This is a genomic window from Psychrobacter sp. CX18 (assembly GCF_057396215.1).
In genome coordinates this window covers 1-10,404 of the sequence record NZ_JBXYJH010000024.1, presented here as the reverse complement: position 1 = coordinate 10,404, position 10,404 = coordinate 1, and the positions used below count along the sequence as shown (strand labels likewise).

General features: G+C 38.9%; 6 protein-coding genes. 2 read left to right on the top strand and 4 right to left on the bottom strand.

The features are described from left to right. From AC2SLT_RS12845 to AC2SLT_RS12830, 4 genes are all read right to left on the bottom strand, one after another. The coding region (locus AC2SLT_RS12845; RefSeq protein ID WP_486548048.1) for a caspase family protein at positions 1 to 3,345 on the bottom strand (3,345 nt) is incomplete at its 3' end. Between the two features lie 43 nt (positions 3,346 to 3,388). Then, the gene (locus AC2SLT_RS12840; RefSeq protein WP_486548047.1) at positions 3,389 to 4,201 is read right to left on the bottom strand and encodes a hypothetical protein; all 813 of its coding nucleotides are present in this window, start codon (positions 4,199 to 4,201) and stop codon (positions 3,389 to 3,391) included. Positions 4,202 to 4,461: 260 nt separating this feature from the next. Next, entirely contained in the window at positions 4,462 to 5,109 is a 648-nt protein-coding gene (locus AC2SLT_RS12835; RefSeq protein ID WP_486548046.1) for a DUF4384 domain-containing protein, read from the bottom strand. A gap of 191 nt (positions 5,110 to 5,300) precedes the next feature. Then, on the bottom strand, positions 5,301 to 7,250 hold the full coding sequence (locus tag AC2SLT_RS12830) for a S8 family serine peptidase (protein ID WP_486548045.1): 1,950 nt from the start codon (positions 7,248 to 7,250) through the stop codon (positions 5,301 to 5,303). Positions 7,251 to 7,494: 244 nt separating this feature from the next. Here AC2SLT_RS12830 and AC2SLT_RS12825 point away from each other — a divergent pair, with 244 nt between their 5' ends. Together AC2SLT_RS12825 and AC2SLT_RS12820 are read left to right on the top strand one after the other, a co-directional pair. Continuing rightward, the gene (locus AC2SLT_RS12825; protein ID WP_486548044.1) at positions 7,495 to 9,192 is read left to right on the top strand and encodes a serpin family protein; all 1,698 of its coding nucleotides are present in this window, start codon (positions 7,495 to 7,497) and stop codon (positions 9,190 to 9,192) included. Positions 9,193 to 9,247: 55 nt separating this feature from the next. Next, the coding region (locus AC2SLT_RS12820) for an SEL1-like repeat protein (protein WP_486548043.1) at positions 9,248 to 10,404 on the top strand (1,157 nt) is incomplete at its 3' end.

The following is a 10,404-nucleotide window of genomic DNA, read 5'->3' as shown; positions in this document are numbered from 1 at the left end:
CTCACCCGTCTTCATATACCCATCCTTATTCATATCACCAGCACCGTTAAAGGCTTGCAATAACCCATAAGTAAACACCCCATGACCCTGATAACCCTCTAACGCCTTTTGCTTATCCGAGCTTGCCATAATCACCGTAGCCCCTGCCTTACGCTGCATCCGCTCTATCACCATTTGATCATCTAAGCCACGAGAGGCGATGAGCTGACCGGCATCAATAGAGCCACCACTATCACACGTATCTAGCAAGATAAGCTTTTTATCTGTTTGTACCTGTGCCAATAGGTCTTGTAAGTCCTCTGCATTAATCCCTGTTTGAGCAACTTTACTACTAGAGGTTGCCCCAACGTCAGAGGTAAATAAATGATAGCCTGTATCAGGGAAGTTATAACCATGACCTGCCACATAGAATACAAACACATCACCCATGTCTGCACTCGATTTAATCTCATTGACCTTATTGATGATATTGGCTTTAGTTGTAGAGCCAGCCGTGTTTAATAAGCTGATATGACCTTTATCATAGAGACTACCGACTTGTTTATTTAAGGTGTCATAGATAGCACTGGCATCTTTAGCGGCATAGTTAAGGGTCAGGTCAGGGTTTTGATAGCTGTCTATTCCGACTATTACTGCATGTAGTTTGGGCTTTTGAATAGGGGCATAGGTTGAGGTGATTTGTTGCACCACTTTACTGGTGACACCGATATTGTCACCAGGGTAGGCTTCTACAGTTAGCGTATGAGTGCCTTTAGGAATAGATAAGGTAAAGTCTCGGGTGGTTTGTTCAACCTGTCTGCCTAAGCCACGGCTGGATTGGTCAATGGCAACACCGTCTAGTAAGACACGCACGTCACCGATACCACCGCCTTGGTCGGTGAGTAGAACAGAGAGGTTTAGGGTGTCGTTGTTAATGGTGCTGGGCGGGGTAGTTTGCCAAGTGATAAGCGGCGGTTTGGCAAAGACGGCTTCGACTTGTTTGCGTATGGCAGGGTCGGTTATTTTGCCTGAGGCAAGAAGGTTTTCTAGACGTTTTAATGAATATGATTCGAGTTGAGACTTTGATATAGCTTGACTTTGTCTTTTTGATGCTAAGATATATAAATAGTCACCAACGGCTTTTCTATAATTATTATTTTCAAGATATAACTCTGCTGACATAAGATACGACAATAAATCAGAATGACTTTTTCCTTTGTCTGCCCATTTTCTAGCTTCTAATTTATCGATAGCGTATTTACTTTTAGTACTATATAGCACCCTAGCGCCAGATCCATTACCGCTATATAGCTTAGCCAAAAGACCATAAGACTCTACATCACCTAAATCAGCAGATTTAAGGAGATAATCGAAAGCTTTTTTAATATCGTAGTCGTTGTCATTCGAAGGTTGTGAGTAATATACACCTAAATTTTTATATGCAATACCTAATTTAGGATCAAGCTTAATAGCTTTTTCTGTCCATTTTTTAAAACTTGAAGCATCTTTGTTCACACCTTGACCATTTAAGTATATTGAACCAATATTACTTGCTGCTAAAGCAGACCCTTTATTTGCAGCTTTTTGATACCAATATAAGGCTTGGTTATAATCTTGTTGAACCCCTTTGCCTTCCGCATAGAAAGTACCAAGATTATACATTGAATCCGCATCTCCTAAGTTTGCAGCCTTAATGTACCATTTGAGACCATCTGTATAATTAGGACTTCCCTCAAGTTCTCCAGAAAGATACAAAGCGCCAATATTTTTCATAGCTGTCACATTAGATAATTCTGCAGATTTTAAATAGTATTCATAAGCTTTAGATACGTCTTTATCGACACCTAAACCCTGTGAATAGTAGTAACCTAGACTATTAATAGCTTCTGCATCATTATTAGCAGATGATTGACTGCACCACTTAAAAGATTCTTTGTAATCTTCTAACTCTGAATATATGCTACATAAATTATGTAAAGCCTCAGGGTGCGAATCAACCGCAGCTTTTTTATATAACTTAATAGCTTTTACATTATCTTTAGATACACCTAAACCTTTATGGTAAATTACACCTAAATTGTATGAGCCTTGACTAGAACCCGCATTGGCGGACTTAGTAAATAACTTAAAAGCTTTAGTAAGGTCCTTTTCTACTCCTAAACCTTCCATGTACATATATCCTAAGTCACTATTAGCTCTAGCACTACCATTTAAAGCGGCTTTTTCAAACCATTCTATAGATTTAGCATAGTCCTTGGGTATGCCTTTTCCTCCAAAATACATATGTCCTATATTGTACATAGCATTTTCATTACCAGCATCAGCCGCTTTTTTATACCATTTCATTGCTTTGGTATAGTCTTGAGATACCCCTTGTCCTTCGCCATACATATAACCAACTGCAGACATAGCAGTTTCATCACCGGCATCAGCAGCTTTCTTATACCACTCCATCGCTTTGGCGTAATCTTGCGGTACACCCTGACCTTTCTTATACATATAACCAACTTCATACATAGCATCTTCATCACCAGCATCCGCACCTTTTTGATACCATTGCATTGCTTTAGCATAGTCTTGAGGTAACCCACCCCTACCAGACTTATAATATGTGCCTAGATTTCTCATAGCAGAACCGTTACCTGCTTCAGCGGCTTTTTTATACCATTCAACTGCATTGACTTCGTTTATGGCAACACCTTGGCCTTGCTCATACATATAACCTATCGAGGCCATAGCAGTTTTATCGCCAGCATTAGCGGCTTTGGTGTACCATTGCATCGCTCTGGTATAGTCTTGAGGCACACCTTCACCTTTACGATACTTTTTACCAAGAATCCTCATCGCCCAATCATCACCATCATTCGCCGCTTTTTTAAGCCATTCTACTGCTTTTACTTCGTCTTTAGGTAATCCCCCTCGACCATCACGGTAGAAGATATATAGATAAGACATTGAGTCCGCTTGTCCTTTATTCGCTGCCTTTTGATACCATTTAGCTGCTATGACATCATCCTTATCAACTCCATTACCTTTACGATAAATATCCCCGAGTCTATCCATTGACCAGCTATTACCTGCATCAGCAGCTTTTGTATACCACGCTAGAGCAGTAGTCATGTTTTTGGGTACACCCTTACCTTTATCGTATAGACTCCCTACCCACGCCATCGCTTCAGCATCCCCGGCATCAGCCGCTTTCTGATAATTCTCAAACGCTTGTGTATAATTTTCATTTTCATAATACTGCTTGGCTTGAGCATTAAGCTCTTTTGCCGTATCTGCTAAGGCAATAGAACTCATAGTAGCTGTAGCGATAAATAAAGCTAATGCAGTGGCTTTAAATGGCTTAAATGTGGGTTTCATGATTCAGTCCTATTGATTTGATTAGGGGTTAGTGCTTTCTTATTTAAATAGAATCGTCAATTGCAATTTGCTTGGGGTCGGACATACTGCCTGCTGGCAACACAGGTGCTTGTTCGATACGTATTTTAATACTTGGTTTATATTCTGCTCCATGAAAGTCCCCTGCGACATCCTTATTTTTATTAGATAACTCTTGTAAGTCATTGTTTTCTTGTTGATTCTCGCTACTATAGACTTCTACCTTTGCCATTACAATTTCACTCTCTAACAAGTCTTCTAAGCTTATTTCATCGACAGTTGTTTCAAGTACGGGACTGTTAGCTATTGCAATATCGTTGTCATTGTCATTGTCTTTGTCATGCTTTGAGTTATCACCAGTTTGATACTGAGAAGACAGGGAAGATTTAGTAGTTAAATGCGAATTGCTGTCACTTGGTTGGGTTTCATGTGCCATAGATAAATCATTACTAGCGACAACCTGAGGAATGCTAGAGTTAATCATGACAGCTTTTTGTACAGCAAATGTTCCAGCAAACACTACACCTAATACAATAAATATCCAGCTAGCAACCTTCGTCCACCGGTAAGGTATTATATTTTTGATATATTTAGGGCTTGGACTACTACTTTGTATTTCTGACTCTTTCCGTTTACGCACTAACTTAGTTTGTAGTTTCGATTTTTCAATATCATTAGCATCTGCATCCCTACTATGTTGTATTGCCATCTCCATTATTTTTTCACGCATCTGTGTATCATCAATATTGTCGATATGATGTTGTTTAATATGCTGATGATAGTTACTCAAGACTCGATCGACATCATCATCTGTAAGACTGGCGGTAGGTTTACTCATAATTATCACTAATAAATCTTATAATTAAATAATACCTTTTCTAAAAAACACCTATCTTTGTCAGATTTTCAGAACCTACAATTTGTAGAATCTGCTCTCATCTTCCTCGATATGTTAAATTTAGATTAGGTATAACATTTCGACAATAATTCGTTATTGAGGTTAAAAAAACCTAGCAAGTAGTGAATCATGAGATAAGGCCCCATGATTCACTTTAAAAATAGAGGATTAATTAAAAACTTGTACTAATATCTTTACGATTAATAAATTCTAAGATTGATTACTTTAGGTTTATTTGCATTATTGTTTCGACCACTTGATGGGTCAGCCACTATTATTGCTTTAGGATCCAGGGTATATACAGCGTCTTCAACAGACTTAGAGTCAGCCATTGAAAATTCACCCATTTTCTGAAAATCCGACTGTTTAAGGGGTAAAGGCTTAGTCGTACCAATAAATACTAATTGCTCTGTACCTGGACGATCCGAATAAAAATCTACTGTGCCAGGAATGTTATAGCGCTTGTTAGCTTGCAAGTAATGATCCTTGGTATTAGCATTAGGAATGAGCATGACATGTTTTTTTGATACAGGGTCTATATTAAAAACATATAGGTAGTAGTCTTGAGACCCTTTAACCATAAAATTCATACGCTCATTGACTTTATAAGATGACTTGCTAGGCTGTACTTGCAAATCAACCACTTGCGGCTTTTGTGTATTAGTTCTAGCACTTCCTTGGGGATTAGCAATCTTTATAGCTTTTTCATTTAGTGATTTTTCACTATAGTTAAAGCCTGTGATCTTATCTGATGAAACAGTATCGTCAGCGAAAGCTGCGCCTGTCACAGCTAAAGCTAGAACCGAGCTAACCAAAATAGCAGGCTTAATAAAATTAAAACTTTTCATAAATACATCCTCATATATAGTTAATTAAATCTAATCTTGATATTTAGCTGATTAGACCTTTCTAAAGTGTTGTTCTAAAAAATGCTAAGAATAATCACTGTCGTTTCATATCTTTCACTAGATTAAACGGTGATAAGCGAAAAAAGGGTTAATCATTTTTTATTACTTATATCTTATAAGCTAAAAACAACTTATAAGCCTAAACCATCCAGCAAGTCTTCAACAATATCGTCATTTTGTGATGTATCATCCGAAATATCTGAATTAGGAGAGCCTGGAGTGATATAGCCAGAAGAACCTGAGCTTTGTGTAGAAGATGAACCAACGACTAACCTAGCATCTATCATGCCATAGCCAGAATCCACATTCGGTACAGAGCTACCTAAAGGTCTAACAGCTTTACTCTGTAGATATCTCTTCATCTGTTGGTTTGACCATTGAGGGTTTGCTGACCACACTAAGGCTGCAAAACCACTGGCATATGGAGCAGATGCAGATGTCCCTGCAAATCTTGCTTGGTTCTTAGCGTTACGATAAGATTCACTCAGGACATTGGTAGGTGCAACAATTTCAGGCTTGAATCGATTATCATCTGTCTTACCACGACTGCTATATTTCGCCATGTCTTTTGTAACAACATCCCAAGCTCCAACAGAAAGAGATGCTTTTGATGTAGCTGGGATTCCTATACTTCCTTGGGGCTGAAGATCTATTAATTTTGCATTATTAACCAAAACATGTAATTTTTTTGAACTTGTTTTATTAGTTGATAATGCTATGGCGTAGTGACCCTTAGGTACATCCGCAATAAAAGTATCTACTGCCTCAGACTTGGGGTTTCTCTTAATCTCCTGTCGGACAACCACGTTTCCTTGAGTATCTATTAAATAACCATCCAAATCTATATTTTCATAAGGTGATGTGTCACCCCAGTCATCCCAATTAAAAAGTACTTGAAACGGGTTACCATATGACTGAACTTCTAGATAATTGTAACCATTAAGATCTACTAAGCCATTACCATCTCTGTCAGAGATAGTACCGCCCCAGTGATCATTACCTTCATTACCTGCTGCGTTAATCCATAAGACACCTTTACTTACTACTTCTTCAACTTTTTTATCTAGTGAGGCATTCCCGTTATGTTGCTCACCATGACCCCCTCCTGAAAAGTTAATCACATTGACACCTTGACTTACCATCCAGTCAATTGCTCGAATGAGATCTCCTCCTCCAGCATTACCTTCCCCATCCCCTATTTGTGCTAAATAATAGGAGGCATTGGGGGCAAGATTATAAATAATTTCTGCACAGGCTGCCCCATGTGGTGTTCCTGAACTTGTATTTAAAGTGCTACTTTGCGACCCTTTGAAAAATACCGCAGTCTGCTTCGGAGCTGGTAAAACTCCTTTTGATTGAAGTTTTTGGTAACCGTTATACCCAAAGTCAATAATTCCAATTTTTATATTGTCTCCATAAATCCCTTTTTTATGTAGCTCATTAGCATAAATACTTAAGTTACCTGCGTCATTTTTATTTGGGATTACTGCTGAACCTGAACGCTGGGGATTACTAGTTGATGAATTATCAGTTGCTATGCCTCCTTCCCCATCTCCTATCCCTATTTGCGATAGTAAGTCATCTACTGGGTTAGAACCAAGACTTACTGTAGGTTGCAGGCTAAAACTCTCAACTAACGGCATATCTGAAAGACTCTGCAGTTCATTAACATATGCATTTATATATATATTGTCGTCAATTAAACTAAGTACATCCATACCTTGCTGGTTTAGTTGGTTCGATAATGTATAACCATTGCCTGGCCGAGCTTTTATAAGTACTGGAATTTTTCCACCCACCGCCTTACTACTACCAGAACGCACAGCATCTAACAGATTTGCCCCCATTTTGGCTTCAAATGAATTAGGCGCAGCTTTGATCACTGTTTTTTGGGTTTGAATATATTGTTGTAACTCTGTGGTCGAAAAGCTTGCAGCGTAAGCAACACTAGTGAAACCAATGACTCCAACAACTAAGACCCCAGAGACTTTTAAAACGTTAATAGGAGTATATCCAATTCTATTAGAATCGGTTAAATACGAATGACGAATAGATGAAACAAGTTGATGTAGCAAAGACATAGAGACTCCTAATTATGACTAAAAGCATGTAAAGTATTTATAAGTACTAATGAATAAGTTAACGTGTAAAAAATCTGCTTTCATAGTTATAAACGCTAAATTTAAAAAAAAGGGTTATTAAATTAACCCCAAAAAGCAGTTTTCATCGTTTAAGATGGTAGGAAACCTCTCCAAGCTTAGATAAACACAATAAACTAATCTTTAATTTTTAATCTTCATCAACCTTTAACTTATAGGATTTTATATGAACATCTCTACTACTATTTACCACTTAGTTGCTAGTAGCTCTTTATTGATATGTATAAGTTGCAGTGCCCAGCCAATCAAATTAACTCCTATGTTATCGAACGATAACAACGCACAAACGGAGCAACTAAATCAAAAAATAGCTTATAACATTGGAACAGGTGAAGTGCAGCCTGATAACTTACAACCAAAAGATAAAATCATTAATTTAAAAACTGGCGAGCCGACAGTACTATCACCTAACCTCACAGACAAACTAGTAAAAAATCTTGATAAAACTTCCGATACTTCAAATATGGATTCTAATTATCCAAAGTATGGGGCATCTTTGATTAACGCATTAGCTCATGACCCTGAAGATAATTTATCAGTCATAATAACACCCACAAAAGATCTTAATTCAGAGCAAAGCACTTACCTATTTTCTCTATTTAAAGCAGTGGATAAACAAACAATTGCTGATAAAGAGGTATGGTATGCTCAAGCTAGTCCAGATACCTTAAATAAACTCGCCAATAGCCCGTTGATTAGTCAGGTGACTCTACAACCAAGCGTAAGTATCCCTTCTCTACCCCCCTCTAATATCGATAAAGAAAATCAAGTTAGCACTTCTAATGACACGTCTTTAAATCAACAACCCTCTAGCCAACCAAAAATGGCGCAAAGCCTCAATCTATTACAGAAGTTGAGCGAACAATCGCCCAATGACAATATCGCATTTTCGACTTTTAGCCTGGATCAAGCAGCTAAAGCAGCTTTACTTGCTATGCCAAACCCCCTCACTGCCAAACGCCCTAACTGGTTATTAGCAGGTCTAACAGCGCAAACCATATCGCAGCCCACTGTACCGCTAACCGATGGCTACCAAAACTTGAACCAAGTGTTTTACCGTCAAGGCGATACCTTAACCAAACCTTATCAAGCGGCTTATACCGCTACTTTAGCTGGCAACACCCAAGACCTAGACTTTGGCAAAGCCGATGCTGCCAGTACCCAAGCCAATGAGTGGCTTAAAACCAGTACTAACGGCATGATTGACGATATGTTTACGCCCGATATGTTTAGCAAAAATGAAGCGATTTTAAGTAATGTGCTTTACTTCAAAGCCAATTGGCAATCACCTTTTAGCGCAGAGAAAACCAAGCCATTGCCATTTACCAACATAACGGGCAAGACGCAAACCGTACCAACGATGAATCAAGAATTTAAGGTATATCACGCTAAAGATAAGGGTTGGGAGTATGTGGGAATTCCGTTTGCGGATGGCAGTATGTTACAGCTGTTTGTCACTCCCAAAGATAAGGCATCTGCTTTGCCCGATAGCGATACCGTAACGGCATTACTGCAAGCGAGTAAAGAGCAAAAGGTGCAGTTGCTATTACCTAAGCTGACGTTGGAAGGCAATACATTAACCCTAAACGAGATAGCACCAGAGATTGGTTCATGGCAGTTGCCAAACTTAGTAGAAGGCAAAATGCTAAAAAACCCCGAGATGTTGCATAAGTCGATAGTTACATGGGATGAGAAAGGTGCTGAAGCGGCAGCTACCAGTATGGTGATGGTGTCTAAAGGGGTTTCGATGACCCCTACTGTAGCGGTCGACCGTCCGTTTGTGTTTATGATACGACAGGGTGATGAGGTGATGTTTACGGGTGCGGTTAGGGATATGGATGCGGTGGCGGTAGAGGTGGATTAGTTAGAAATACTGTGGCTTTCAAAGAAATTGGTTTATCAATTAAAGGAATCAAGTTATGAATTTAAATAAAGTCTTTAAAGCTTTAGGTATGGCTACACTACTATCCCTATCGTTAAGCTCTCTTGCAAAAGAAGTTAGTGATTTTGACATTAGTGAAAATATACTAGAAAAATTTCCAAATTTAGTTGGATCGATTTTAGCTTCTAAAACCATTCAAAATGATGATGAAAGACAATATTGGTTTGACGTTTTGGCTTCTGGTAATATGACAAGTGCTCAAAGGAAAGAGCTTGAAGGTATTTTGCAGACAGATAGACAGAGATTAATAGAACTTGAAGAAATGTATACGCTTGAACTACAAGCGTTAAATTATTTACATTCCGCTAGCTGGGAGAAAGTACCTAACTATGAGAAGGTTAAGTTAGCTTACAACGATATGCTAGTTTCAGAAAGCACTCTAATCCGTTCTAGTGGTAGTTTAGGAATTGGACGTTTATACGAAGATGGGTTAGGTTATGAACAAGATTTTAATATTGCTGCAAAATGGTATTTAAAAGGTTATCAATTAGGCAAATCTGATAGGGATAAGGTAAAAAAATCTAAAGAAGCACTTGAAAACCTGCTCGCCTCTGGCAAAATAACCGACCCCGCCATCCGCAAACAAGTCGAATCTATCTTTGCCAAACCACCCCTAATCACTTGGCAATCTGCCCCGCCCAGCACCATTAACAACGACACCCTAAGCCTCTCCGTTCTACTCACCGACCAAGGTGGTGGTATCGGTGATGTGCGTGTCTTACTAGACGGTGTTGCTGTTGACCAAGCTAGCCGTGGACTAGGTAGGCAAGTCAACCAAACCACGCGTGACTTTACCTTATCTATTCCTAAAGGCACGCATACGCTGACGGTAGAAGCCTACCCCGGTGACAATATCGGTGTCACCAGTAAAGTGGTGCAGCAAATCACCTCAACCTATGCCCCTATTCAAAAGCCCAAACTACATGCGGTAATAGTCGGAATAGACACCTATCAAAACCCAGACCTTACCCTTAACTATGCCGCTAAAGATGCCAGTGCTATCTATAACACCTTAAATAAACAAGTCGGTAGTCTCTATGATAAAGGTCATATCAGCTTATTAAACACGGCTGGCTCTACAACTAAAGCCAATATCATCAATAAGGTCAATGAGATTAAATCGAGTGCAGACAT

Coding starts and splice junctions, on each gene's coding strand:
- AC2SLT_RS12840 (WP_486548047.1), bottom strand. CDS start 4,201: ATGAGTAAACCTACCGCCAGTCTTACAGATGATGATGTCGATCGAGTC.
- AC2SLT_RS12835 (WP_486548046.1), bottom strand. CDS start 5,109: ATGAAAAGTTTTAATTTTATTAAGCCTGCTATTTTGGTTAGCTCGGTT.
- AC2SLT_RS12830 (WP_486548045.1), bottom strand. CDS start 7,250: ATGTCTTTGCTACATCAACTTGTTTCATCTATTCGTCATTCGTATTTA.
- AC2SLT_RS12825 (WP_486548044.1), top strand. CDS start 7,495: ATGAACATCTCTACTACTATTTACCACTTAGTTGCTAGTAGCTCTTTA.